The organism is Kitasatospora sp. NPDC042419, from assembly GCF_056437345.1.
In genome coordinates, this window is record NZ_JBWKAW010000014.1 from 113,861 (window position 1) to 137,377 (window position 23,517).

The window sequence follows — 23,517 nt, forward strand, 5'->3', positions numbered from 1 at the left end:
CTTTTCGGGTGCGAATCCGTCGGACGGCGTGCCAACCGCCGGACCGACGGGCGGCGTCCCTGTCAGAAGGAAATACAGTAGGCGCCGGACCGGCCCTCGTGCCGGTCGATCCGTTCCGGCTCCCGGAACGGCTTTTCTGACCACCGACGGAGGTATCGGCCCGCCGGGCCGGGCCGTAGAGACCACAAGGGGAACAGCGCAGACCATGACCGAGGCGATCATGCTGGTCGGTGGTAAGGGCACGCGACTGCGTCCGCTGACCACCCACACCCCCAAGCCCATGCTGCCCGTGGCAGGCGTCCCGTTCATCGCGCACCAGCTGGCCCGCGCGGCAGCGGCCGGGGTCACCCGCGTGGTGCTCGCGACCTCCTACCTGGCCGAGGTCTTCGAGGACCACTTCCAGGACGGCACCCCGTACGGCATCGAGCTGGTCTACCTGACCGAGCGCGAGCCGCTCGGCACCGGTGGCGCCATCCGCAACGCCGCCACCGGCCTGACCTGCGGCCCCGACGAGCCGGTCCTGGTCTTCAACGGCGACATCCTCTCCGGCGTCGACATCGCCGCCCTGCGCGACGGCCACGTGGCCGCCGGGGCCGACGTCACCCTGCACCTCACCCGGGTGGAGGACCCGCGCGCCTTCGGACTCGTCCCGACCGACGAGCACGGCCGGGTGCTGGAGTTCCTGGAGAAGCCGGAGACGCCGGAGCAGATCGTCACGGACCAGATCAACGCCGGCTGCTACGTCTTCACCCGCTCGGTCATCGACCGCATCCCGGCCGGCCGCGAGGTCTCCGTCGAGCGCGAGACCTTCCCCGAGCTGCTGGCCACCGGCGCGCTGCTGCGCGGCGTCGTGGACACCTCCTACTGGCTGGACCTCGGCACCCCGGCCGCCTTCGTCCGCGGCTCGGCCGACCTCGTGCTCGGCAAGGTCGACTCGCCGGCGGTCCCCGGCCCGACCGGCGACGCCCTGCTGCTGCCCGGCTCCACCGTCCACCGCGGCGCGGTGCTGAGCGGCGGCACCGTGGTCTCCGAGGGCGCGGTCGTCGAGGCCGGCGCGATCGTCGAGGGCAGCGTGATCCTGCCCGGCGCGGTCATCGGGTCGGACACCCTGGTCAAGGACTCGATCGTGGGCGCCTACGCCACGGTCGGCGAGCGGACCGCGCTGGACGGTGCGGTGATCGGCGACGGGGCGGTCGTCGAGCCCGACAACGAGCTGCCGAACGGCATCCGGATCGCCTGCGGCACCCTGCTGCCGGCCGGCGCCGTCCGCACCTCGGCGGGCCCCGGCGGCTGCCCGGCGGGCACCAGTGCCGCAGCGGCGGTGCACGGCCCGAAGGTCGGCGTCCAGCGCTAGTTCCGGGTGGCCCGGTGGCCCCGCGGGCCCCTGGTGGCCCGGCGGCCCCGTGCCGTCCGCAGGCCCCGCCGGCCGCACCCGTTCCGGCGGGCGTCACAGGCTCGCTGCAAACCGGACCCGGTCCGGTGCCCGGCCGCCACGGAACCGGCCGGGCGGGTACCTTCAGAGCGTGGCTGGCAATCGATACGACAGCGGTCAGGGCGCCGATCCCCGTGGCGGGTGGTCGGCGCCTCCGCAGCAGCAGGCAGCGCCCGGGGGGTACGGGCCGACGGACGGGCCGGAGTACTTCACCGGCCCGCAGAGCGCTCCGCAGCAGGGCGGCCCGTACGCCTCCCAGGGCCCGTACGCCCCTCAGGGCCCGTACGCGTCGCAAGGCCCGTACGCCTCCCAGGGCCCCGGCCCCGGCACCCCGCAGGCTCCGCACGACCCGTACGCCGCCGACCAGCCGGGCCACACCCGGGCGTTCCCGGTCGGCAGCGACCCGTACGCGGGCGAGCCGTACTACTACGACGAGCACGGGCAGCCCTACCGGGCGCCGTACGGGCAGGAACCGTACGGGCAGGAGCAGGCCCACCCCGACGAGCAGGCCTACGGCGGGGACAACGTCGCCGTCTACCGCGCCGGCGGCCAGTCCGCGCCGCACGCCGCCGGGCCGCGGCCGACCTGGCGCGAGCTGCTGGCCGGCCTCTTCCGCACCCCCACCGCGATCTTCGACCGCACCCGCGACCACCAGGTCTGGCTGCCCGCCGTCACCGTCTCGCTGCTGTACGGCGCCCTCGCCGTGCTCGGCATCGGCATGACCCGCGACGACGTGGTCAACTCGACCTTCACCGTGGCGCTCACCTCGCTGCTCGCGGCGGCGATCGGCTTCACCCTGGCCGGCGGCATGCTGGGCGCGGTGACGTACGCGCTCGCCCGGCAGTTCGGCGGGGACGGCCCGTGGAAGTCGACGGTCGGCCTCGCCGTGCTGATCGGCTGGACCACCGACGCGCCTCGGCTGCTGCTGGCGCTCGCGCTGCCCGCCGACAACATCGTCGTCCAGGTCGTCGGCTGGGCCACCTGGCTGTTCTGCGCCGTCCTGCTGACCACCATGGTCCGCCGGGTGCACGACCTGCCGTGGGGCAAGGCGGCCGGCGCGGCGGCGCTGCAACTGCTGGCGCTGCTGGTGCTGATCAAGCTGCCGACCCTGGGCTGAGCCCGTCCGGCCCCCGTTCCCCGCAGTTCTCCGCAGCTCTCCGCAGCTCTCCGCAGCTCTTCCCACCTCTCCCCAGCTCCCCCTGCCGCTCCGGGCCGGGGGAGAATGGTCGACGGGCCCCGCCTACGGGGCCCGTCCGCTTTTTCCGCATCGCAGTGTCCACCCTCACCCGCACGGAGCCAGGCATGACCCTCCCCACCACCCACGTCAGCTTCCCGGCCGGGGCGGTGACCGGCGAGTCGACGGTGCTCGCGGTGCACCCGCTGGACGGCGGCCGCCACGCCGTCGTCACCGGGGCGACCCCGTTCCACCCGCTCGACCACACCTGGCCCGACCAGCCGGCCGACCTCGGCACCCTCACCGTCGACGGCGCCGTGCTGGCCGTCGTCGACTGCCTCACCGGCGCCGTCGGCCCCGAGGGCGGCGACCCGCTGGTCGGTGCCGACATCCCGGTCCGGCGCGGCGACGAGGAGTGGTCCTGGCTGGTGCTGCACGTGGTGGCGGCCGACCCGGGCGACATCGTCGGCCGGACCGCCGTCCTCACCGTCGACGCCGAGCGCCGGGCCGCGCTCTGCGCCTCGCACAGCGGCTGCCACCTGCTGGCCCTGGCCCTGAACGAGGCCCTCGCCCCGCGCTGGCGCAAGGACCCGGGCCGCTCCGACGCCTTCGGCCACCCGGACTTCGACAGCCTCGCCATGGCGAGCTCCGTGATGGACACCGAGGCGAGCACCGACACCTACCGGCTCGGGAAGTCGCTCCGCAAGAAGGGCTTCACCGCCGAGGCCACCGAGGAGTACCCGGCGCTCGCCGAGGCCCTCCCCGCCCTCACCGAGGCCGTCAACCGGCGGCTGGCCGCCTGGGTCGCCGCCGACGCCCCGGTCCGCATCGACGTCCCCGGCCCGGAGCTCACCGCCCGCCGCCAGTGGCACTGCGAGCTGCCCGAGGGCCCGGCGCAGATCTTCTGCGGCGGTACCCACCTGCACCACCTGGGCGAGCTGAGCGAGCTCCGCACCGAGCTGCGGCTCTCCGAGGACGGCAGCGAGCTGGTCGCCGTCACCCGCCCGAAGCGCGCCTGACCACCGGCGCCGCACCCGCGGAACGCCCGTGGGCGGTCACCCCGGTCGCCCGGAGTGACCGCCCACGTCGGCGTCTGCTCTGCTGTCGCGCGCCGGCTGCGGCGCGCGCCTCAGGTGGTGGTGCGGTGGAAGTTCAGGTAGGAGCGGGACGGCGTCGGGCCGCGCTGCCCCTGGTAGCGCGAGCCGTAGCGCTCCGAGCCGTACGGGTGCTCGGACGGCGAGGAGAGCCGGAACAGGCAGAGCTGCCCGATCTTCATCCCCGGGTAGAGCTTGATCGGCAGCGTCGCGACGTTCGACAGCTCCAGCGTGACGTGCCCGCTGAAGCCCGGGTCGATGAAGCCGGCCGTGGAGTGCGTCAGCAGCCCGAGGCGGCCGAGGCTGGACTTGCCCTCCAGGCGCGAGGCGACGTCGTCCGGCAGCGTGATGACCTCGTAGGTCGACGCCAGGACGAACTCGCCGGGGTGCAGGATGAACGCGTCGTCGCCCTCCGGCTCGACCAGCCGGGTCAGGTCCGGCTGCTCCTCGGAGGGGTCGATGTGCGGGTAGCGGTGGTTCTCGAAGACCCGGAAGAAGCGGTCCAGTCGCACATCGATACTGGAGGGCTGGATCATCGCGGGGTCGTACGGGTCGATCACGACCCGGCCCTTGTCGATCTCGGTCCGGATGTCCTTGTCAGAGAGCAGCACGCTTCGAGGTTACGTGCACGACGCGGCCCCGGACGAATCGCCCGGGGCCGCACCTGTCACTCCCGTCCCGCGGTCGCCCCTGTCAGGCCAGGAACTCCGCGGCCTCCAGCCGCAGGGCCCGGGCCAGTTGCGGCCCGGACAGCTCCCGCACGTCGGCCAGCACCGAACTCCTCATCCGCCCGCACTGCGGGCAGCGGATCAGCCGCCCGGGCCCGAGCCGGCCCGGCCCGAGATTCTGCATCGGGAACGTGGTGGTGCTGAACAGGTGCCCCTCGGCACAACGAACGACGGCGCGCTGCTCCATCGATCCCCTTCCCATCCTTACCCCGGTACTCACCCGTACTCGTCGCGCCCCGAACGGGCGAAAGCCCCCGGGACCAGCGTCACATTAGGGGATGTTCCGGACATTCCACACCAAGGCTCGCCGCCCCGCGCCCCACCCGCCGCGGCACTCTCACGCGGCCCAAACAGTACGCCTCCGCCCCCGCCTCCGGCGGCTCCGCCACGACCCCGGACCACTTGTGCAACGGGTGTCACCCATGGGGTACAGTGAATCCAGATCGAGCGGTCTCTGACAGCTCGTCAGGCGGGCGTAGTTTAATGGTAGAACATGAGCTTCCCAAGCTTAGAGCGCGAGTTCGATTCTCGTCGCCCGCTCCAGAGGTAAAGCCCCAGGTCGACGACCTGGGGCTTTTCCGTTGTCCGAGGTGGGTCGGGGCGGTGCGGGGCGGCTCCGGCCGGGGGTCACGGGGTGCGGGTGAAGGAGCGGCGGTAGGAGCGCGGTGGTACTCCGCGGCGGCGCACGAACTGGGCGCGGAGGACGGCCGCGCTCCCGTAGCCGACCAGGCGGGCGACCTCCTCGACCGGCAGGTCCGTGGTCTCCAGGAGTTCCTCGGCGCGGCTGAGCCGCAGGCCGAGCAGCCAGGCGTGCGGGGTGGTCCCGGTCGCGGCGCTGAAGCGGCGGGCGAAGGAGCGCCTGCTCATCAGTGCCCGCCGGGCCAACTCCGCTACGGGGAGCGGCTCGTGGAGGTGCTCGCGGGCCCAGGAGAGCACCTCGGCGAGCCGCTCGTCCTGGCAGTCCTCGGGGATCGGGGTGGCCAGGTACTGGGCCTGGCCGCCGTCGCGGTGGGAGGGCAGGACGAGGTCGCGGGCGATGGTGTTGGCCGTCACGGCTCCGTGCTCCCGGCGCAGCAGGTGCAGGCAGAGGTCGAAGCCGGCGGCGGCGCCCGCGCCCGTGATGATCCGGCCCTCGTCGATGTACAGGGCTTCGGGTTCGACGGTGACGGCCGGGTAGCGGTCGGCCAGCAGGGCGGCGAAGCGCCAGTGGGTGGTGGCGCGCCGGCCGTCGAGCAGCCCGGCCGCCGCGAGCGCGAAGGTGCCGACGCAGTGCCCCGCGACCAGTGCGCCGCGTTCGTGCGCGGTGGTCAGGGCTTCGAGCACGGCGGGTGCCGGGGGCGTGCGGAAGTCCGCCCAGGGGAGGGCGATCACCAGGTCGGCGGCGGCCAGCCGGTCCAGGCCGTGCCCGACCAGGAGCGGGAGGCCGACGTCGGTGCGGACCTGTCCCGGCCGGTCGGTGCACAGGGCGAAGTCGAAGCCGGGCAGGCCCTGGCCCCGGGCGTCGAACACCTCGGAGGCGATCCCGGCCCCGAGCATGCCCACGCCGGGCGGGGCGTAGGCGGCGACAGTCACGAATGGCGGCACGTGGGGAGTCTGGCACGGTTCCGCTGGCACGATTCCTGCGATCGGTGGCAGCAGGGCCACTCGTGGCTGGGCGGCCCGCCCGGAAGACTCTGAGTCATGACAGACGCCCCGCTCGGCCGCAGCGCCGTGTACACGATCCTGACCACCGGCTACACCCTCTCCACCGGTCCCGGTGTCGCCGCCACCGTCTCCTACGTCACCGACGGGGAGCACCACGTGATCGTCGACCCCGGCATGGTGGCCGGCCGGGACCGGATCCTCGGCCCGCTCGCCGAGTTGGGGCTCGGCCCCGACGACATCACCGACGTGGTGCTGAGCCACCACCACCCGGACAACACCATGAACGTCGGCCTGTTCGGCCGGGCCCGGGTGCACGACCACAAGGCGATCTACCGGGACGACCAGTGGACCGACCGCGACGCCGAGGGCTACGAGCTCACCCCCTCCCTGCGGCTGATCCGCACCCCGGGGCACAGCGTCGAGGACATCACGCTGCTGGCGGGCACCGACACCGGCGTCGTCGCCTTCGTGGGCGACCTGTGGTGGCGGCCCAACGGTCCGGTGGACGACCCGGTGGCGCCGGACCACGACGTGCTCCTGACCTCCCGGCTCCGGGTGCTGGCCTCGGCGGACGTGATCGTGCCCGGCCACGGTCCGGCCTTCCCGGCCGACGACACCGCACCGCGCTGAGCCGCGCCCTCCCGGCCGCGTCGCGGACCGGGACGACGGCGGCGAGGGGGTTCCGGGCACCGGCGGCCGCACGGGGGTCGGCCGCCGGAGCGCAGGGGCCGGCCGGGGGCGGCCGCACCGGGGCGGAGTCGATCTTCCCCGGCGTACCATGCCCGGGTGGAGGGGGTCTCGGGCGGCGATGTCGCGTCGCGGTTGTCACGTGCGCTGGTGGTCGGGGTGGCCGCCGCCGTGGCCTCGGTGCACTTCCTGAAGGGGCTGGCGCGGGTGCCCGCGGAGCCGGGTGCCGGGCTGGTGGTCGTCGTGGCGTGCGTGGCGCTGGTGGCGGTGCAGCTGCGGCACGTCTCACCGGGGGTGCGGCGGATCGTCCCCGGGGCGGCGCCGGTGGTCTGGACGGTCGCGGAGGCGGCCGTCGGCTGGCTGGCGGTCGTTCCGCTCGGCGTCTCGATCGGGCTGCTGTGCCTGCCGGCCGCCTCGCTGCTGGTGGAGCGCCGACGGGTGCCGCTGCTCCTGCTCGTGGGCGCGGCGGCGCTGACCGAGGGCGTGCGGTCGGGCAGCGCGCGCGACACCCTCGACCTGACGCTCATCCTGGTGATCGGCGGCATCATGCTCTACGCCGTCACCACGCTCGCGCTGCTAGCGACGCGGGTCCACGCCGCGCGGCTCACCCTGGCGGCCTCCGCGGTGACCGCCGAACGCCTGCGCATCGCTTCCAGCCTGCGGACCGGCCTCTCCGAGGGCCTGCGGGAGGTCCACGGCCTGGCGCTCCGGGACGACCCGGCGCTGCTGGACACCCTCATCGCCACGGCGCGCAGGACCCTGGCGGCGACCCGCGCCACGGCGGCCGAGCTGCGCAGCCTCTCGCTGGCGCCCGAGGCGGCCAGCGCCCGGGCCCTGCTCGCCTCCGCCGGCATCGCCGCCGACCTCCGCATCGGGCACTCGGAGCCGCTCGGCCCGGCCGGGACGGTGCTGGCGACGGTGCTGCGCGAAGCGGTCACCGCGGTCGTGCGGGTCGGTGACGCGCGGCGGTGCGAGATCGTCACCGGAGAGCGGGCCGGCCAGGTGGTGCTGCGGGTGGTCAGCGACGGGGTGCCGACGGCCGCGCTCGGGGCCGAGGTCCTCGACGGCCTCGCCGACCGGGTCCGCGGCGTGGGCGGCTCGCTGACGGCGGGGCTGGAACCGGACGGGCGCTTCGCCGTCGAGGCGGCGGTCGCGGCCACCCCCGCGCCGGCGGACTCCGCCGATCCGCCGGAGCTGCGGACGGTGCTCGGCCTGTACGTCGTCGTCCTGGGCACCTTCTGCGTCAAGGCCCTGCTGTTCATCCCCGTGCCGCTGCTCGGCCTCGGCGTTCCGTGCCTGCTGCTCCTCTGCGGACTCCAGATCCGCTTCTCGACCCTGGACACGGCGCGCCCCGCCCGTCTGCTGCTGCTCGCCTCGGCGGCCCTCGCCTTCCTGCCGCTGCCGTGGTTCGGGCGGAACTGGATCGGTGCGGTCGGCATCCTCGCCGGCGCGCTCCTGACCGCCCTGCCGCTGCGGGCCGGACTGGCGCTCGCGGCCGCCGCGGCGGCGGCCGGCGGCCTGATCACGGGCGCCGCGATCACCGGCGGCACGCTCGCCGGTGACGCGGTCGCCGCCGGCGGTGGTGCGGTGCGGGGGCTGTTCGCCGCCGTCGACGTCCTGATCAGCTGCGTCGTGGTCCACGGGATGCTGCGCCTGGTCCGCCTGGTGCGGGAGCTCCAGCGGGTGGGCGCGGGGCTGGCCCGGGCCGCCGTGGTGACCGAGCGCCTGCGCGCCGCCCGCGACCTGCACGACCTGCTCGGCCACGGGCTGACCGCGATCCTGCTCAAGGCCGAGCTCGCCCGGCGGCTGGCGGTCGCGGACACCGGTCGCAGCCGGGCCGAGCTGCGGGACATCGTGCGGCTGGCCGAGCGCGGGGACACCGAGCTGCGGACGGTGGCCGGTGACGGCCTCCGGCTGTCGTTCGCCGCGGAACTGGTGTCGGCGACGGCGGTCCTGGAGGCGGCCGCCATCAAGGTGGAGGTCGACGACGAGCCGGTGCCGGCGGCGGCGGGGGCCGTCCTGAGCGTGGTGCTCCGTGAGGCCGTCACCAACGTCCTGCGGCACAGCTCCGCGCGCCACGTGCGGATCGCCACCTCGTCGGACGGGGCGCGGGTGCGCCTGGAGGTGGAGAACGACGGGGTGCCGGACGGCGTCAGCGCACCCGGTTCCGGGGTCGGCGGGCTGACGGTCCGTCTCACCGCGATCGGCGGCACCCTGGCGGCCGGTCCGGACGACGGCTGGTACGTGCTGCGCGCCGAGGTGCCGCAGGGCTGACGCCCACCGCGACCCCGGCGGACACCCCCCGCCCGGCCACGCGCACAGCCGTCCGGCCGCGCGGCGCCCGGCGCCGCGTCACAGCCAGCCGGCCTCGCGGTCCGCCCGGCCCCGCGTCACAGCCAGCCGGCCTCGCGCGCGATGCGCACCGCGTCCGTCCGGTTCCGGGCGTCCAGCTTGCCGACGACCGCGGTCAGCACGTTGCGGACGGTCCCGGTCGACAGGTGCAGCCGTGCCGCGATCTCCGGCGGTTCGGCGCCCTCGGCCAGCTCCCGCAGCACGTCGTTCTCGCGCGGCGTCAGCGGGTTGTCGGCGAGGTCCCACGCCGCGACGGCGAGCCCCGGGTCCAGCACCCGGCCGCCGCCGGCCACCTGCCGGATCGCCGCCACGAGCTCCTCCGGCGGCGCGGTCTTCAGCAGGAAGCCGTCGACCTTCGCGTCCAGGGCCCGGCGGAGCAGGCCGGGCCGGCCGTTCGAGGTGAGCATCAGCGTCCGGCAGCCGGGGAGCTTCTCCTTCAGCGCGGCGGCCGCGTGCAGACCGTCCAGCCGCCCCGGCATCTCGATGTCGAGCACCGCGACGTCCGGGGTGAACACCATCGCCCGCGGCACCACGTCGTCGGCGGAACCGGCCTGCGCGACGACCTCCAGGTCGGGCTCCAGCTCCAGCAGCGCCACCAGCGCGCTGCGCACCACGTGCTGGTCCTCCGCCAGCAGGAGTCTGATCATGCGACGACCCTACCCGTGACGATGTCACGGGTGGCTCGTGACGCCGTCCCTGCCGGTGGGGGCCGCGGGCCGGAAGGCTTGGGGCCATGAGCGAAGCGATCAGTCTGGAAGCCGTGAGCAAGGTCTACGGCAAGGGTCGGGGCGCGGTCGCCGCGCTGCGGGAGGTGACGGTGCGGCTGCCCAAGGGCGGGTTCACCGCCGTGATGGGGCCGTCCGGGTCGGGCAAGAGCACGTTCCTGCACTGCGCGGCCGGCCTCGACCGCCCGACGTCCGGGACCGTCCGGCTGGGGGACACCGACCTGTCCCGGCTCAGCGAGACCAAGCTGACCGAACTGCGCCGGGAGCGCGCGGGGTTCGTGTTCCAGGCCTTCAATCTCATCCCCTCGCTGACGGTCGAGCAGAACATCACGCTGCCGCTGCGCCTGGCGGGCCGGCGCGCCGACGCCGCCCGGCTGACCGAACTCGTCGGCCGGGTGGGCCTGCAGGAGCGGACCGGACACCGCCCGGGCCAGCTGTCCGGCGGCCAGCAGCAGCGCGTCGCCATCGCCCGGGCGCTGATCTCGGCCCCGGAGGTCCTCTTCGCCGACGAACCCACCGGCGCGCTGGACACCATGACCGCCCGTGAGGTCCTGACCCTGCTCCGGCAGACCGTCGACGAGCTCGGCCAGACCATCGTCATGGTCACCCACGACCCCGTCGCCGCGTCCTACGCCGACGACGTCCTGTTCCTGGCCGACGGCCGGGTCGCCGACACGATGTCCGGGCCGACCGCGGCCAAGGTCGCCGACCGCATGATCCGCCTGGGAGCGTGGAACCGATGATGCTCAGCTTCGCCCTCGCCACCCTCCGGCACCGCAGGGCCGGATTCGCGGGCGCCTTCGTCGCCCTGTTCTGCGCCGCGGCCCTGGTCTGCGGCTGCGGAACGCTGCTGACCACGGGGCTCCTCGGCAGCGTCGAGCCCGAGCGGTACGCGGCCGCGCCGATCGTGGTCACCGGGGACCAGGACGTCCACCACGTCGAGGACCGCGGCGAGGGGAAGACCAAGGAGAAGGCCAAGCCGATCACCGACCGGGCCTGGGTGTCCGCCGCCCTCGCCGGGCGCATCGCGGCCCTGCCCTCGGTCGGGACCGTCACGACCGAGGTGATGTTCCCGGTGCTGCTGCCCGGCGGCCGCACGCGCAACTCGTGGGGCCACGGATGGGAGTCCGCGCCGCTGGCCGGCCTGACGCTGGCCTCGGGAAGCGCGCCGTCGGCGGCCGACGAGGTCGTGCTGGACGCGGCCACGGCCGCCCGGGCCCACCTGTCCGCCGGCTCCACCGTGCGGGCCCGCACCGCCACGGGGACGCTGGACCTCCGCGTCGTCGGCGTCACCGCACAGGGGTTCGCCAGCCAGGCCGCGGTGTTCTTCGCCCCGGAGCAGGCCCGCCGGCTCGCCGGCCACGACGGCGCGGTCAGCGCGATCGGCGTGTTCCCGGCCTCGCCCTCGGCCGCCGCCGACGTCAGGGCCCTGCTCCGGGGCGGGGCGGTCCCGGCTGCCGGGGGAGGCCCGGCCGCCGTGGTCCGCACCGGCGACGACCGCGGCCGGGTGGAGTTCCCCGACGCCGCCAACGCCCAGGTCCGCCTGGTCAGCATGGGCGCCGTCCTGGCCGGCACCTCCCTGATCGTCGCCCTGCTGGTCGTCGTCGGCACCTTCGGCCTGTCGATCCAGCAGCGCCAGCGCGAGATCGCGGTGCTGCGCGCCGTCGCCGCGACCGGGCGGCAGATCCGGAAGATGATCGGCGGCGAGGCGCTCGTCGTGGGCTTGGCCGCCGGAACCCTCGGCGCCGTCGCGGGCCTGCCGCTGGGCGGCTGGCTGCACGACCGGTTCGTCACCCTGGACGTGATCCCCGCGAACTTCCCGGTGGTCCTCTCCCCGTTCCCCGCGGTCGCCGCGGCCGCCGCCACCCTGCTCGCCGGCTGGGGCGCGGCCCGGATCTCGGCCCGGCGGGCCACCGCCATCAAGCCGGTCGAGGCCCTCGGCGAGGCCGAGCTCAAGCCGCCGCGGATCGGCTGGGCCAGGATCGTCTTCGGCGTCCTCGCCACCGCCGGCGCCGTCGTGCTCACCGTCCTGCTCACCGCGCTGCACTCGGACCAGGCCTCCACCCCGGTCTGCTTCAACGCCGTCCTGCTGTGGTGCACGGCGCTCGCCCTGCTCGGCCCGCCGGTCGCCCGGGCCGCTGCCGCCGTGCTGGGCCTGCCGCTGCGGGCCTCCCGGGTGGGCGGCTACCTCGCCGCGCACAACCTGCGCGCCGCGGCGCACCGGCTGGCCTCGGTCGTCACCCCGCTGACCCTGCTGATCGCGATGGCCTGCACCATCCTCTTCACCGAGACCACCGTGGACGGGGCCACGGGTGCGCAGCGCGACCGCGGGAACGTCGCCGACTACGTCGTCGGGCCCCGCGTCCCCGCCTCCGCCGCCGCCTCGGTGGCCGCCGTCCCCGGCGTCCGGACGGTGACCCGGGTGCTGCACACCCAGGTGCGGGACGGTCTGACCAAGCGCAGCGTGCAGGCGGTCACGCCCGGGCGGCTGTCCGACACCCTCGACCTCGGCGTGACCGCGGGCGACCTCGGCGGGCTGGCGGAGGGGACGGCCGCGGCCGCGGACGGGCTGGGCTACCGGGTCGGCCAGCGGGTCCGGCTCACCCTCGCCGACGGCGTCCCGGCCGAGGTCACCGTCGTCGCCCTGTACGCCCGGGGCATGGGCTTCGGGGACCTGACCCTGGCGCACGGCCTGGTCGCCGCGCACGTCGACGTGCCCCTCGACGACAGCCTGCTCGTCCGGGGCGAGGGCGTCACCCGGGAGGGCCTGGCCGCGGCGCTGCGGGCCGAGCCCGGCATCGGGGTCCTGGACCGGGTCACCGCCCAGTCCGCGGGCAACCGGACGAGCGCCCAGATCGGCTACGTCACCCTCGGCCTGATCGTCGCCTTCGTCGCCATCGCCGTCCTCAACACGCTGGCCATGAGCATCACGGACCGCCGCCACGAGTTCGCCGCCCTGCGGCTGACCGGTGCGACCCGCCGCCAGGTCCGCCGGATGCTCGGCTGGGAGACCGCGGCCTCCGTCGCGATCGCCACGGTGCTGGGCCTCGGCATCGCGTTCGGGGTGCTCACCACCTACGCCCAGGGCATCACCCGCGGGACGGCCCCGGTCGCCGTACCGCTCGGACAGCTCGGGGTCGTCGTCGCCGGCGGTGCGGTGCTCGCGGCCCTGGGGACCTGGCTTCCCGCGCGTGCCGCGCTGAGGAACCGGGAGCGGTCGGCCTGAGGGCTCGACCTGAGGGGTCGGTCTGAGGGGCCGGCCGCCCGCTCCGGCCGCCCGCTCCACGTCGCAGAGCCGCAGGTCCTCGGACCCGCGGCTCTCTTCGTCGCGGGCACCCGGTGGGGCGGCCCGGACGGCGGACCGGGACGGCGGGGCGGTCGGGACGGCGGGGTCAGGGGGCGGGGTCAGGCGTCGGCGGGGCGGGGGGTGGCGCGGCGGTAGAGGCGGAGGAAGGCCTGGACGCCGGTGCCGACGGTGGTGTGGAGGGCGGCGTCGGAGATCGGGACGGCGCCGTAGAAGGACTGGTCGGCCGCGCCGCTGAAGGTGAGCAGGGTGAAGTGGGTGGCGGCGAGGTCGGGGTCGTCGACCGTCAGCAGGTCCTGGCCGGCCAGGCGGGCGAGGTGGGCGGCGAGGTCGCGCTGGGAGGCGAGCGGGCCGGCGGCGAGCCAGGCGTTCAGGACGTCGGGCGGGATGTTGCCGGCCTCGGCGCGGATGGTCCGGCCGAGTGCGTAGTGCTCGCCGGCCGCGAGAACGGCCTTGGCGCGGTCGACGGCGAAGGCGACCAGGTCGGCCTCCAGGTCGACGATCTTGTGCAGGTGGCGGTCGGCGAGGACGGCGACGATCTCGGTGAGTTCGCCGGCGGTCTCCAGGGCGACGGAGAGGAAGAGCTTCTCCTTGTCCCCGAAGTGGTTGTAGATGGTGCGCTTGGACACCCCGGCCTCGGTGGCGATCGCGTCGACGCTCGCCCGGGTGTAGCCCTCGCGCCCGAACACCGTGCTCGCCGCGCGGGCGATGGCCTGCCGTTTCTCCGGCATCCGGCGTGAGCCGGCGGTGGATGCCGGGTTCGCTGCGCTCATCGGGCGGTCCCCTCCTCGGGCTTGTGTTGCACTACTCGGTGCAGTTTACCCGGATGGGCGCGGCGGGGCGCAGCGGAAGTACGGGGGAGGCGCAGGGGAGGCGCAGGGTGAGCGGTGGCGGCGGGGATGCCCGGCGGTGGGGAAGAGCGGCGGTGGGGAAAAGCGGCGGTGGGGAAAAGCGGCGGTGGGGAAAAGCAGGGAGGCGCGGGGCAAGTCCCCCCGGACTCGCCCCGCGCCGCGTTCGCGCGACTCGATACGTCGCTCCCCCCGACTCCCCTGGACTCCTGCCGTCCCCCCTGGCGCACTCTCCGGCGAGAGCTCTCCGCACAGGCCCGGCAGGTCCCCTGTCTGCGGGGCGTCGTTGATCGTTACGGTAACAAACCGCATGGTTGGTTTGTCAATAGCCGAATCCACGAAACATCCACATTCTGCGGGCTGGAGCCCGCCCTGGGAAGTCGTTTGCGGGAAAGGGCCGTTCGCACGAGGAGCGGAACACGGGTCGGGAGGGGTCGGGAACGGGCCGTCCGGACCGCTTCGGAATCCGACATTCCGATCGGCTGCCGATACGGAGCGGGTCCGTTCGGACGCTCAGCGCAGCAGGCGGCGCTCCTTGGCGACGGCCACCGCGCCCGCCCGGGTGTCGACGCCCAACTTGTCGTAGATCCGGCCCAGATGGGTCTTCACGGTCGCCTCGCTGATGAACAGCGCGCGGGCGATCTCCCGGTTCCCGAGCCCCTGGGCCAGCTGGGCGAGGATCTCCAGTTCGCGCTCGGTGAGCTGCGGCGCCGGGGCCCGCATCTGCGCCATCACCCGGGAGGCGACCGGCGGGGAGAGCACCGTCCGGCCCTGCGCGGCCGAGTGCACCGCGGCGAACAGCTCCTCCGGCCGCTCGGCCTTCAGCAGGTAGCCGGTGGCGCCCGCACCGATCGCCCGGGTGATGTCGGCGTCCGTGTCGTACGTGGTGAGGACCAGCACGTGCGGTGCACCCGGGGCGGCGGTGATCCGCCGGGTCGCCTCCACCCCGTCGATGCCGTCGCCGAGCTGGAGGTCCATCAGCACCACCTGGGGCGAGAGCCGGGCGGCCAGTTCGACGGCCTCCTCGCCGTTGCTCGCCTCGCCGACCACCTCGATGTCACCGGCGCTGGCCAGCAGGGCGAGCAGCCCGGCCCGGACGACGGCGTGGTCGTCGCAGACCAGCAGCCGGACCGGGGACGCTGCGGGGGCGGTGTTCATCGGGGCTCCGGGGCTTGTCGGCGCTGCTCGGCGGGGGCCGGGTGCGGACGGGGGGCGAGCGGGATCGCGGCGGAGACCACGGTCCCCTCACCGGGGGCGCTCTCCACGGTCAGGGTGCCGCCGAGCTGGCGCAGCCGGGCGCGCATCGCCGGCAGGCCGTGGCCGCGGTTGCCGGCGGGCGCGGCCGTGCCCGGCACGGCGGGGGTGCCGGTGCCGGGGGCGTCCGGGTCGAAGCCGCGGCCGTCGTCGGCGACGTCCAGCACGGCCTGGTCGCCGAGAAAGGAGAGGGTGAGCGCGGCGGTCGACGCCCCGGCGTGCTCCCGGACGTTGGCCAGCGCGCCCTGGGCGATCCGCAGCAGCGCGGACTGCGCGGCGGCCGGCAGCGGGGCGGGGGTGCCGTCCAGGTGGAACCGGACCGGCAGCCCGCTCTCGGCGGACTCCCGTTCGGCGAGCGAGCGGAGCGCCTGGTCGAGCGTGCGGCCGTCGGCGAGCTCGGCCGGCGCGAGGTCGTGGACGAAGCGGCGGGCCTCCGCGAGGTTCCGGGCGGCCACCTCGGCGGCGGTGCGGACGTGGGCGCGCGCGGTCGCCGGATCGCCGTCCCAGGTGCGGTCGGCGGCCTGGAGCAGCATCTGCTGGCTGGAGAGGCCCTGGGCGAGGGTGTCGTGGATCTCCATCGCCAGCCGTTCGCGCTCGGCCAGGGTGCCCTCCCGGCGCTCGGTGGCGGCGAGCTCGCGCCGGGTGTGGACCAGGTCGGAGATCAGCGCCCGCTGCCGCTCGGCCTGCCGCTCCATGTAGAGGAAGACCGAGGTGGCCAGGGCCGCGACGGCGGGCGGCAGCAGCAGCAGGTTGGCGTCGACCCCGCCCGGCAGCCGCACCTCGCCGACCACCACCAGCAGGGTCAGTGTCGCGACCAGCGGGATCGCCGCCCGGGCCGGCAGGGTCCGCAGCGCCGTGTAGACGAGCGGGACGGCGCACCACGCGAAGCTCGGCGCCAGCAGCACCAGGACCACCCAGAGCACGATCACCACCGTCAGCGGCCAGAGCCGGCGGCGGCGCCCCGGGGCGGGCGGGCGGTGGTGGGCCAGCCAGGAGCCGACCGGCTGGACGACGGCGAGCGCGATGCCCAGGCCGAGCACCCAGGGGAGGCGCGGGTTGCCCGGGTGGTGGGTGAGGAAGCGGCTGAGCGAGGTGGCGAGCAGGAGCAGGAAGGCGGAGTCGAGGAGGACGGCCAGCCGGCCCGCGTCCCGGTCGGGGAGGCGGGGGTCCTGCTCGGCGGCGTCGTGCTCGGCGGCGTGCTCGGCGGCGTGCTGCTCGGCGCCGTGCGGGGCGGCGCCGTGCGGCCCGTGCGCCCGGGCGCCGGGGGCGCGGCGGGGGCGGCCGTGGTGGTCCATGGGGCCGCTCCTCACTCCGCCGGCTGCTGTTCCGTCCGTCCGTCCGCCCGGTCCCGGCCGCCGCGCGCGGGTACGGCGCCGAGCTGCGCCGATCCCTCGATGGTGACCCGTTCGGCCCGGGCGCGCATCAACCGATCGGCTGACGGGTCCGTCGTCCATGATGCCTGCGGGCGGTGTCCGGAACGCCGATGTGGCGGAGGGGGCCGGGACCGGAGGATCGATCCCGTCCCCACCACCGATCCCACGAGGAGCCGGACCATGAAGAAGACCTCCGTTCGCACCAAGGTGCTGACCGGCACCGTCGTCGCCGCCGCGCTGGCCGCCGCCACCGTGGGCGCCGTCTCGGCCAGCGCCGAGTCCACCGAGACCCCGGCCGTCGCGGCCGCCGTCAAGGCCGACACCCAGAACCGGAACCTCACCCAGACGACCGGTCTGACCGTCGAGGCCGCCACCAAGGCCGCCCAGGCCACCCTGGACGCGGCCACCAAGGCGGGCCAGCACGTCTCGGTCGCGGTGGTGGACCGCGACGGCATCACCCGGGTCCTGCTCAAGGGCGACGGCGCCGGCCCGCAGTCCCCGGAGTCGGCCGAGCGGAAGGCGTTCACGGCGGTCTCCTGGAACGCGCCCACCTCCGAGCTGGCCAAGCGGCTGGCCCAGGCGCCGAACCTCAAGGACATCCCGGGCACGCTGTTCCTCGCCGGCGGTGCCCCGGTGCAGGCCAAGGGCGCGCCGGTCGCGGGGATCGGTGTCGCGGGCGCGCCCAGCGGCGACCTGGACGAGCAGTTCGCGCAGGCCGGCGTCGCGGCGCTCGCCAAGTAGCGGGGGCGCCCGGCACGGACGTGCGTGCCGGGGCGGGCCCCCGACCGCCCCGGCGCGCACCGGACGTACAGGCCGGGCCCGGCGGCACGGGAACCCGTACGGGCCCGCGCACTCCGGCGCACTCCGGCGCGTACGAGCTTGCCGGACATCCGCGCGCCGCACCGCCCGACCGGTCAGGATGGGTGCATGGCAGACATGAACGAAGCCGAGTGGCGCGCCTTCCTCGCCGCCGGCACCCGCACCGCCAAGATCGCCACCACCCGGGCCGACGGCCGCCCGCACGTGGCGCCGGTCTGGTTCCTGCTGGACGGTGACGAGATCGTCTTCAACACCGGCGCCGCCACCGTCAAGGGCCGCACGCTGGCCCGCGACGGCCGGGTGATGCTCTGCGTGGACGACGAGCGGCCGCCGTTCTCCTACGTCCTGGTCCAGGGCACCGCGCGACTCGTCGACGACCTCCCCGAGGTACGGGAGTGGGCCACCAGGATCGCCGCCCGGTACATGGGCGAGGACCTCGCCGAGCAGTACGGCGCCCGCAACGGCGTCCCCGGCGAGCTCCTCGTACGGGTGAAGATCGAGAAGGTCGGCGCAGAACACGGAGTTGCCCACTGAAAAGCCTGTGCCGCTGTCAGTGGCGCGTGGCAGGCTTCCCGCTATGACGGCGTGGACCCTCAACGACATCGAACGTGCGATCCGCTCCTCCTGGGGTGTCGACACCTGCGCGCCCGAGGACCTGGCCCACTGGCGTCCCGACAACCCCGCCCGCGGCCAGTGCGGGGCGACGGCCCTGGTGGTGCACGACCTGCTCGGCGGCGAACTGATGATGGGCGAGGTGTACGTCGGCGGCGTCCGGACGGACCTGCACTGGTGGAACCGGTCCGCCGCCGGCGTCGAGGTCGACCTCACCCGTTCGCGGTTCGGCCCGGACGAACGGGTCGGCCCCGGCCGTCCGGTCGCCCGCCCGCAGCGCCCGGGCCGGCTCCAGGCCCAGTACCAGCTGCTGCGCGGCCGGGTCGTCGCGCACCTGGAGGCCGGCCGGGCGGTCACCGCCACCCGGCTGCCGGAGCGCGCCTGCGCCTGAGCGGCGCCCGCGGCCCGGGCGGGCAGCGGCCTGCCGCAGGTCCCGTCACGGGCGGCAGCGGGCCCGCAGCGGCACGTCCTGCCCCCGGGCCGGTGCGGCCGGCTGACGTACAGTCGGGTGCATCGTGGGCGGACGACCGTCCACCGGGCGACGGCGGGAGCGTGTGATGGGCGGGACGACGGTCGGCTTCGTGGGACTCGGCGCGATGGGCCGGGGCATGGCCGCGAACCTGCTGGAGGCCGGGCACGCCGTCCGGGTCTGGAACCGTTCGCCCGGACCGGTGGCCGAACTGGTCGCCCGGGGCGCGCAGGCGGCCGACGGTCCGGCCGAGGCGTTCGCCGCCGAGGTGGTGGTCTCGATGCTCGCCGACGACACGGCCTTCGAACGGCTGCTGCTCGACCCGGAGCTGCTGGCCGGCGCCGCCGCCACCGTGCACGTCAACATGGCCACGGTCTCGGTGGCGCTCGCGGAGCGCGCCGGAGCCCTGCACGCCGAGCACGGCATCGGGTACGTCGCCGCGCCCGTCCTCGGCCGGCCCCCGGCCGCCGCCGCCGGAGCGCTCGACATCCTGGCCGCGGGGGACGCCGGGGCGCTGGCGGCGGTCGAGCCGCTGCTGGCCGCGATGGGCCGGCGCACCTGGCACTTCGGCGAGCGCCCGGCCCAGGCCAACGCCGCCAAGATCAGCACCAACTTCCTGCTGGCCTGCGCGATCGAGTCGCTGGCCGAGGCGTGCAGCCTGGCCGAGGCCAACGGGGTCCGGCCGACCGACCTGGTCGAGATGCTCACCGGCACCCTCTTCCCCGGGCCGGTCTACACCGGCTACGGCTCGATGGTGGCCGAACGGCGCTACGAGCCGGCCGGGTTCAGGCTGCCGCTGGGACTCAAGGACGTCGGCCTCGCCCTCGACGCGGGGGCCGCGGCGCACGTCCCGCTGCCGTTCGGCAGCGTGCTGCGGGACGCCTTCCTGGACGCGCTGGCGCACGGGGACGGCGAGAAGGACTGGGCCGCCGTCGCGGCGGTCGCCCGCCGCCGGGCCGGTCTTCCGGCGTAGGGGCGGTCCCGGCGCCGTCGGGGAGGGGCCCGGCCCGGTCCGGTCGGGCCCTGGGCCGAACCGGTCCGGCCGCGCCGCCGGAACAGATCGACGGCGCCCGGGGTTGGTGTGGGGCGTCAGAACCGGTGGGGCGGGTGTGACGGAACGGACCCGGCCCTCCGGTCGTCCGGCTGTCCCACGGGGGTCCCGAATGTCCGAGCACCGCACCGACGCCGCCGCGCCGCGCTCCTTCCTCTTCCTCGACGCCGGTGCGCGGGTCGGGGGCAACTCGGAGCAACTCGCCCGGCTGGCCGCCGAGGCGAGCCTGCCCGCGGGGGCCGAGCAGCGGTGGCTGCGGCTCGCCGACCACCCGCTGCCGCCGTTCGAGGACCGCCGGCACACCGGCGACGGCCGGTACGAGCAGCCGACCGGCCACGAACGAACCCTGCTGGACGCCACATCGGCCGCGACCGACCTGGTCTTCGTCGCCCCGCTGTACTGGTACGCCCTGCCGACCAGCGCCAAGCTCTACCTCGACCACTGGTCGGCGTGGCTGCGCGTCCCCGGCGCGGAGTTCCGGGCCCGGATGGCCGGCGGCACGATCTGGGCCGTCACCGCCTACGCCACCGAGCCGGACAAGGCGGACCCGCTGATCGGCACGCTGCGGCTCACCGCCGACTACATGGGCATGCGCTGGGGCGGCGCGCTGCTCGGCAACGGCACCCGGCCGGGGGACGTCCTCGGGGACGAACAGGCGCTGATCGAGGCCAAGTCGTTCTTCGCGGACGCCGGCTGACGGGGGCGGGGCGAACGGGGGTGTGACCGGACGGGCGGAACCGTCCGGGCCCCGCAGGCGTTGGAGGCATCGGATTCAAGCCACCGGGGCCATGCGATACGGTCACCCCGGGCGTGTACCGGTCACTTCGTGGGCACCTGACGGAAGGTCGTAAAAGCCCTGCCAGGCGGCGGAGTTGGAACAATTCGGCAGATTTCGGACGGGCTGCGGAACAACACGGCACCCGCCTTTCCGAGTGGCTGGTTCCTTCGGTAGTCTCCGTCGGACTTTCAGCTTCGCGGGGGGAAGGCAGCTCGGACAGCAGCGTCCGCCCGCGCTCCCGGGTCCTGCCCGGACACTCTCGTGAGGTCTCCCTTGTCCATCGCCATACCTCGCAGTCTCGCCCTCGCCGGCGCCACCGCACTGGCCGCCTCGATGGCCCTGACCGGCGCCCAGGGTGCCGTCGCCGCCGCCACGAGCTCGCCCTCGGCCGCCGCGCCGCAGGCCGCCAAGGCCGCCCACCGCCAGCTCGACCTGTCGTTGGACGGGGTACCGGGCACCTTCACCGCGGGTGGCGAGTCCAAGCAGTTCAGCTTCACGGTCGACAACGACACCAAGACGGACTTCGTCTTCTACCCGCTGCTCAAGTTCAAGAACGCCAAGGGCAGCCTGCGCGCTGAGCACCTCAAGGTCGAGTACCAACTGCCCAAGGGCTTGGACAAGACGGAGGCATGGCAGCCCGGTGTGGTCGCACCCGGTGGCGAGAGCGAGGACAACAGCGTCCTGTTCCTGCTCGGCAAGGTCGTCGACGGGGTCACCCCCGACTTCGAGAACTCGCTGCTCGCCGTCAAGAAGGGCAAGAGCGTCACCCTGACGGTCCGCGTCTCCCTCACCAAGGACGCTCCGCTCGGTGTGGCCGCCCTGGCCTCGGTCGTGTTCGCGGCGAAGGCCGAAGGCACGGAGCCCGTCGAGCCCGGCGACTTCAGCTGCGAGGACGTCACGAGCTTCACCATCGTGCCCGGTGGGGGCAAGCCCAGCCCGACCGCGACGCCGTCGACGACGAAGCCGACCACGCCCAGCGCCACGCCGACCGTGAAGCCGACCGGCAGCCCGTCGACGACCGGTTCGCCGTCGGCCACCGCGACTCCGAGCACGACGCCGACCGCCACCGGTTCGCCGTCCGCCACCGCGACGCCGACCACGACTCCGAGCACGACGCCGACCGCCACCGGTTCGCCGTCCGCCACCGCGACGCCGACCACGACTCCGACCGCGACGCCGACCACGACCGGTTCGCCGTCCGCCACCGCGACGCCGACCACGACCGCCACGGCCTCGCCGTCCGCCACCGCCACGGCCTCTCCCTCGGCCACCGCCACCCCGAGTGCGAGCGCCACCGCGACGGCCTCTCCGTCGGCCTCCGCGCCGACCGCCTCCGTGTCGCAGAGCCAGTCCCCGGCTGCCGGCGGCAGCGGTGACCGGCCGGCCGTCGACTTCCCGGTGAACGTGCCGGCGATCGCGCCGCTGCCGATCACACCGGCGGCCGTCGCGAAGGCCAAGGCGAACGCGGAGAACGCCGACAAGGCGCTCGCCACCACCGGTGGCGGTGACAACACCACCGCCATCGCGATCGCGGGTGGCGCCGTCCTCGCCGCCGGTGTCGGCACCCTGGTGGTGCTCCGCCGCCGCCGTTCCGCGCAGCAGGGCTGAGCCCCGCACCGGTGAGGAACCCGGCCGACGCCGACGGCCGGGGCCCGACCTCCGACGTACACCGCCCGTGCCCCGCACCCCGGGGCACGGGCGGTGTACGTCGTTTCGCCTAGGATGACGGGCCGAGGGGGCGGAACGGCGGACGAGGTACGGGGTGCGGGGACAGGGCGCGGGGCGCCGGGAGCGGTCGGGGCGTCCGGAGCGGTCGGGACGGGCCGGAACGGACTACGGGGCGGCCACCGGCCGGATCGCGGGCCTGCCGGTCCGCAGACACCACGTGCTGCTGCTCGCCTGGACGGTGCTCTGGTTCCTCCTGGTCGAACCGAGCGGCGGCTTCTCCTGGCACTACTTCCGCCAGGGCGAGGAACTGCTCTTCAGCGACCGCCCCGACGGCGGCCTCTCGCTCTACGCGCACCACCCCGAGCTGCAGATCGGCCCGGTCAGCCTGGCCGTCGCGCGGCTCTTCAGCCCGTTCCCCGCGCACACCGGCGAGGTGCTGGCCGAGGCGGTGATGTCCGGGCTGGGCCTGGCGATGCTGGTCCTGGTCGGCCGCACCGCGGCCCGGCACTACCTGGGCACCGGCACCAACCACCGCCGGCTCCAGCAGCGGCTGCTGATCGCCGGACTGGCGTTCATCCCGATGTGGGTCGAGGTGTCCGTCCGCTTCGCGCACCTGGACGACGTGCTGGCGCTGTTCTTCACCACCCTCGCCGTGCACGAGCTGAGCCGGGGCCGGGCCTGGCTGGTCGGCGTCTGGCTGGCGATGGCGGTGGACTCCAAGCCGTGGGCGCTGGCGTTCGCGCCGCTGATCCTCGCGCTGCCCCGACCGGCCTGGCTGCGGACGGCGCTCTGGTTCGCCGGGCTGGTGGCCGTCGCCTGGCTGCCGTTCTACCTGGGCGACCTGGACACCATGGCCGCCGCCAAGTTCACCATCCCCAACCAGCCCGCGTCCGCGCTGCGCTGGTTCGGGGTGACCGACCCGGCCACCCCGTGGTGGGACCGCCCGGCCCAGTTCGCGCTCGGCCTCGCGCTGGGCGGTCTGGCGGTCCGGCGCGGCCGCTGGCCGGCCGTCGTCCTGCTGGGGGCGGACGCCCGGATCCTGCTCGACCCGAGCGTCTACACGTACTACTCCGCGTCGATCCTGCTCGGCACCCTGCTCTGGGACGCGGTGGGCCAGCAGCGGCTGGTGCCGTGGTGGAGCTGGATCGCGCTGGTCTCGCTGTACGGGGGCACGCTGCTGCTCCCGTCCGATCCGGCGCGCGGGCTGGTCCGGCTGGCCTTCGTGGTGGTGTCGGCCGGGTACGTGCTGCTCTGGCCCACCCAGCGGCGGCGCGGGCCCCGGGGGCCGGGGCGGAGGGGGCCGGGGCGGCGGGGAACGCGCTCCGTCCGGCAGCCGCAGCAGGTGCGGGAGCCCGCGGCGGTCTGACCGCCCGCTGCCGGGCGCCGGTCCGAGCGGCCGTCTGCCGCCGGTCTAACCGGCCGCCTCCCGCCGTCCGCTGCCGAACAGCGGGCCCGCCTCCGCGACCAGCCGACGGTGCAGGGGCCGAGCGGGGGGCGTGGTCATG

Annotated in this window: 20 protein-coding genes, 1 tRNA gene and 1 pseudogene; 15 read left to right on the top strand and 7 right to left on the bottom strand. The window is 75.2% G+C overall.

Annotated features, from left to right (window positions below; genetic code table 11):
• Positions 1-205: 205 nt before the first annotated feature.
• The 3 genes and pseudogenes from manB to AC067J_RS24980 form a co-directional block, all read left to right on the top strand.
• Positions 206-1,279 (top strand): annotated as a pseudogene (manB, locus tag AC067J_RS24970) (mannose-1-phosphate guanylyltransferase); the annotation flags it as partial.
• Positions 1,280-1,523: 244 nt separating this feature from the next.
• Positions 1,524-2,549: a Yip1 family protein gene (locus tag AC067J_RS24975; RefSeq protein ID WP_478302680.1), complete on the top strand. Its 1,026-nt coding sequence runs from the start codon at positions 1,524-1,526 to the stop codon at positions 2,547-2,549.
• 185 nt (positions 2,550-2,734) lie between these two features.
• Positions 2,735-3,625, top strand: coding sequence for an alanyl-tRNA editing protein (locus AC067J_RS24980; RefSeq protein WP_478302682.1), 891 nt, complete (start codon positions 2,735-2,737; stop codon positions 3,623-3,625).
• 110 nt (positions 3,626-3,735) lie between these two features.
• On the opposite strand, the gene dcd is transcribed toward AC067J_RS24980, so the two are convergent.
• Complete coding sequence (gene dcd, locus AC067J_RS24985) at positions 3,736-4,311, bottom strand: dCTP deaminase (RefSeq protein WP_478302684.1); 576 nt, start codon at positions 4,309-4,311, stop codon at positions 3,736-3,738.
• A gap of 82 nt (positions 4,312-4,393) precedes the next feature.
• Positions 4,394-4,630 carry a hypothetical protein gene (locus AC067J_RS24990; protein ID WP_327678876.1) on the bottom strand — a complete coding sequence of 79 codons (237 nt, stop codon included), beginning with the start codon at positions 4,628-4,630 and terminating at the stop codon, positions 4,394-4,396.
• A gap of 267 nt (positions 4,631-4,897) precedes the next feature.
• Between AC067J_RS24990 and AC067J_RS24995 the strand changes: the two genes are divergently transcribed.
• Positions 4,898-4,971, top strand: a tRNA-Gly gene (locus tag AC067J_RS24995).
• Between the two features lie 84 nt (positions 4,972-5,055).
• Here the strand turns inward: AC067J_RS24995 and AC067J_RS25000 are convergent.
• Positions 5,056-5,964 (bottom strand): GlxA family transcriptional regulator, encoded by a 909-nt coding sequence (locus AC067J_RS25000; protein ID WP_478302854.1) that lies wholly within the window; start codon positions 5,962-5,964, stop codon positions 5,056-5,058.
• Between the two features lie 144 nt (positions 5,965-6,108).
• Here AC067J_RS25000 and AC067J_RS25005 point away from each other — a divergent pair, with 144 nt between their 5' ends.
• Positions 6,109-6,702, top strand: coding sequence for an MBL fold metallo-hydrolase (locus AC067J_RS25005; protein ID WP_478302686.1), 594 nt, complete (start codon positions 6,109-6,111; stop codon positions 6,700-6,702).
• A 156-nt stretch (positions 6,703-6,858) separates the two neighbouring features.
• Positions 6,859-9,033 (top strand): sensor histidine kinase, encoded by a 2,175-nt coding sequence (locus AC067J_RS25010; protein ID WP_478302687.1) that lies wholly within the window; start codon positions 6,859-6,861, stop codon positions 9,031-9,033.
• Between the two features lie 116 nt (positions 9,034-9,149).
• On the opposite strand, the gene AC067J_RS25015 is transcribed toward AC067J_RS25010, so the two are convergent.
• A complete protein-coding gene (locus AC067J_RS25015; RefSeq protein ID WP_478302688.1) occupies positions 9,150-9,758 on the bottom strand; it encodes a response regulator transcription factor in 609 nt (202 codons plus the stop codon).
• Between the two features lie 86 nt (positions 9,759-9,844).
• Here AC067J_RS25015 and AC067J_RS25020 point away from each other — a divergent pair, with 86 nt between their 5' ends.
• Positions 9,845-10,579: an ABC transporter ATP-binding protein gene (locus tag AC067J_RS25020; RefSeq protein WP_478302689.1), complete on the top strand. Its 735-nt coding sequence runs from the start codon at positions 9,845-9,847 to the stop codon at positions 10,577-10,579.
• Positions 10,576-13,062: an ABC transporter permease gene (locus AC067J_RS25025; protein ID WP_478302856.1), complete on the top strand. Its 2,487-nt coding sequence runs from the start codon at positions 10,576-10,578 to the stop codon at positions 13,060-13,062. Before AC067J_RS25020 ends, AC067J_RS25025 begins: the two co-directional genes overlap by 4 nt.
• A 179-nt stretch (positions 13,063-13,241) precedes the next feature.
• Here the strand turns inward: AC067J_RS25025 and AC067J_RS25030 are convergent, their stop codons facing one another.
• The 3 genes from AC067J_RS25030 to AC067J_RS25040 form a co-directional block, all read right to left on the bottom strand.
• Complete coding sequence (locus AC067J_RS25030; RefSeq protein WP_478302691.1) at positions 13,242-13,913, bottom strand: TetR/AcrR family transcriptional regulator; 672 nt, start codon at positions 13,911-13,913, stop codon at positions 13,242-13,244.
• 588 nt (positions 13,914-14,501) lie between these two features.
• A complete protein-coding gene (locus tag AC067J_RS25035; protein WP_478302692.1) occupies positions 14,502-15,146 on the bottom strand; it encodes a response regulator in 645 nt (214 codons plus the stop codon).
• Positions 15,143-16,537, bottom strand: a complete 1,395-nt coding sequence (locus AC067J_RS25040; protein WP_478302694.1) for a sensor histidine kinase — start codon at positions 16,535-16,537, stop codon at positions 15,143-15,145. The genes AC067J_RS25035 and AC067J_RS25040 overlap by 4 nt, the downstream gene beginning before the upstream one ends.
• A gap of 258 nt (positions 16,538-16,795) precedes the next feature.
• On the opposite strand from AC067J_RS25040, the gene AC067J_RS25045 reads away from it, so the two are divergent.
• From AC067J_RS25045 to AC067J_RS25075, 7 genes are all read left to right on the top strand, one after another.
• A complete protein-coding gene (locus tag AC067J_RS25045) occupies positions 16,796-17,356 on the top strand; it encodes a GlcG/HbpS family heme-binding protein (RefSeq protein ID WP_478302695.1) in 561 nt (186 codons plus the stop codon).
• 195 nt (positions 17,357-17,551) lie between these two features.
• Positions 17,552-17,968, top strand: a complete 417-nt coding sequence (locus AC067J_RS25050; protein ID WP_478302858.1) for a PPOX class F420-dependent oxidoreductase — start codon at positions 17,552-17,554, stop codon at positions 17,966-17,968.
• Positions 17,969-18,011: 43 nt separating this feature from the next.
• Entirely contained in the window at positions 18,012-18,437 is a 426-nt protein-coding gene (locus AC067J_RS25055) for a YunG family protein (RefSeq protein ID WP_327678850.1), read from the top strand.
• 166 nt (positions 18,438-18,603) lie between these two features.
• Positions 18,604-19,488, top strand: a complete 885-nt coding sequence (locus AC067J_RS25060) for an NAD(P)-dependent oxidoreductase (RefSeq protein WP_478302698.1) — start codon at positions 18,604-18,606, stop codon at positions 19,486-19,488.
• A gap of 190 nt (positions 19,489-19,678) precedes the next feature.
• Complete coding sequence (locus AC067J_RS25065; protein ID WP_478302699.1) at positions 19,679-20,263, top strand: flavodoxin family protein; 585 nt, start codon at positions 19,679-19,681, stop codon at positions 20,261-20,263.
• Positions 20,264-20,617: 354 nt separating this feature from the next.
• Entirely contained in the window at positions 20,618-21,952 is a 1,335-nt protein-coding gene (locus AC067J_RS25070; protein WP_478302701.1) for an LPXTG cell wall anchor domain-containing protein, read from the top strand.
• Between the two features lie 256 nt (positions 21,953-22,208).
• Complete coding sequence (locus AC067J_RS25075) at positions 22,209-23,378, top strand: hypothetical protein (RefSeq protein ID WP_478302860.1); 1,170 nt, start codon at positions 22,209-22,211, stop codon at positions 23,376-23,378.
• The last annotated feature ends 139 nt before the right edge of the window (positions 23,379-23,517 follow it).

What these genes read in the sequence shown, in the direction of transcription:
- AC067J_RS25060 (WP_478302698.1), top strand. Translation starts at nt 18,604, where the DNA reads ATGGGCGGGACGACGGTCGGCTTCGTGGGACTCGGCGCGATGGGCCGG.
- AC067J_RS25065 (WP_478302699.1), top strand. Translation starts at nt 19,679, where the DNA reads ATGTCCGAGCACCGCACCGACGCCGCCGCGCCGCGCTCCTTCCTCTTC.
- AC067J_RS25050 (WP_478302858.1), top strand. Translation starts at nt 17,552, where the DNA reads ATGAACGAAGCCGAGTGGCGCGCCTTCCTCGCCGCCGGCACCCGCACC.
- AC067J_RS25005 (WP_478302686.1), top strand. Translation starts at nt 6,109, where the DNA reads ATGACAGACGCCCCGCTCGGCCGCAGCGCCGTGTACACGATCCTGACC.
- AC067J_RS25040 (WP_478302694.1), bottom strand. Translation starts at nt 16,537, where the DNA reads ATGGACCACCACGGCCGCCCCCGCCGCGCCCCCGGCGCCCGGGCGCAC.
- AC067J_RS25045 (WP_478302695.1), top strand. Translation starts at nt 16,796, where the DNA reads ATGAAGAAGACCTCCGTTCGCACCAAGGTGCTGACCGGCACCGTCGTC.
- AC067J_RS25000 (WP_478302854.1), bottom strand. Translation starts at nt 5,964, where the DNA reads ATGCTCGGGGCCGGGATCGCCTCCGAGGTGTTCGACGCCCGGGGCCAG.
- AC067J_RS25035 (WP_478302692.1), bottom strand. Translation starts at nt 15,146, where the DNA reads ATGAACACCGCCCCCGCAGCGTCCCCGGTCCGGCTGCTGGTCTGCGAC.
- AC067J_RS25055 (WP_327678850.1), top strand. Translation starts at nt 18,012, where the DNA reads ATGACGGCGTGGACCCTCAACGACATCGAACGTGCGATCCGCTCCTCC.
- AC067J_RS25015 (WP_478302688.1), bottom strand. Translation starts at nt 9,758, where the DNA reads ATGATCAGACTCCTGCTGGCGGAGGACCAGCACGTGGTGCGCAGCGCG.
- AC067J_RS25030 (WP_478302691.1), bottom strand. Translation starts at nt 13,913, where the DNA reads ATGAGCGCAGCGAACCCGGCATCCACCGCCGGCTCACGCCGGATGCCG.
- AC067J_RS25025 (WP_478302856.1), top strand. Translation starts at nt 10,576, where the DNA reads ATGATGCTCAGCTTCGCCCTCGCCACCCTCCGGCACCGCAGGGCCGGA.
- AC067J_RS25020 (WP_478302689.1), top strand. Translation starts at nt 9,845, where the DNA reads ATGAGCGAAGCGATCAGTCTGGAAGCCGTGAGCAAGGTCTACGGCAAG.
- AC067J_RS24980 (WP_478302682.1), top strand. Translation starts at nt 2,735, where the DNA reads ATGACCCTCCCCACCACCCACGTCAGCTTCCCGGCCGGGGCGGTGACC.
- AC067J_RS24990 (WP_327678876.1), bottom strand. Translation starts at nt 4,630, where the DNA reads ATGGGAAGGGGATCGATGGAGCAGCGCGCCGTCGTTCGTTGTGCCGAG.